This window comes from Streptomyces sparsus, from assembly GCF_054776295.1.
The window spans coordinates 1-1,003 of the sequence record NZ_BAAHCA010001333.1 but is presented as its reverse complement, the minus strand read 5'-3'; the positions used below and the strand labels follow the sequence as shown (position 1 = coordinate 1,003).

General features: G+C 75.2%; 1 protein-coding gene. It reads right to left on the bottom strand.

Features of this window, described 5'->3' with window-relative positions:
- Positions 1–87 precede the first annotated feature (87 nt).
- Complete coding sequence (locus tag ACYVE9_RS28250; RefSeq protein WP_461030729.1) at positions 88–909, bottom strand: RDD family protein; 822 nt, start codon at positions 907–909, stop codon at positions 88–90.
- Positions 910–1,003 lie beyond the last annotated feature (94 nt).

Here is a 1,003-nt window from a genome sequence, read left to right as displayed (position 1 = left end):
GCCGCGGTTCCGTCCTGCCCGCACCCGCCGCCCGGCACGGGGCTGTTGACGGCGGGTCGGCGCGTGCCGGCCGGCCCCGGGCGTGCGTCAGGCCGTGACGACGACCGTCTTGCCGGCCTTGTCGTGCAGGCACTGCTGGTACGGCTTGTCCCAGGTGCAGAACAGTACGTTCACCAGCCAGAAGAGCGTGCCCAGGCACGGCACGAGCGCCGGCAGCGAGTAGACCGCGGCCCGCAGCCAGCCCGGGTTGCCGGCCGGGATCGCGCCGTTCTCCAGCATGGCGACCCGGACCTTCAGCAGCATCTTGCCGAGGGTCTGCCCGCGGGTGGTGAGCATGAAGCCCTCGTACAGGAAGTACACCAGCGCGGTCACCAGCGTCTGCACGTAACCGCCGCCGTAGGTGACCTCCTCGCCCTCCTCCGTGGTGAACTCCAGCCCGCCGGTCAGCGGCAGCAGGATGAGGGAGACGGGAATGCCGATGATCAGCGCGTCCACGATGCGCGCCAGCAACCGTCTGCCGCGGGAGGCCAGCGGCGCCATGCCGGCCAGCGGGTCGGTCGCGCCGTACGCCCCGCCGTAGGGGTTCTGGCCGAAGCCGCCACCGGGCGGCGGGGGCGGCGCGGAGCCGTACGGACTGCCGCCCGACGGCGGTTGCTGGGCCCCGCCGTAGGGGTCACCGCCGGACGCGGGGCTTCCGTAGGGGTCACCGCCGGGCGGTGGGTTCCCGTAGGGGTCGCCGCCGGACTTGTGAGCGCCGTGGGGCCCGTCGGCACCCCGGAAGTCGCCGGGATCGCCCGGATCACCGGGACCGCCGGGGCCTCCGGTCGCCCCGGACGGGGGCGGCTTGCGGAAGGGGTCGTGCTCCGGGGGCTCGTCTCCGGAGCCGGACTGCGGCTGGTCAGTGCTCATGGCCCGAGTGGAACGCGCCGCCGCCCGCCCCGCATCCGGCAGCATCCGTTCGGGGGACGCCGCGGGCCCCTCCGCCGGGCGAGGGGGCGCGCCC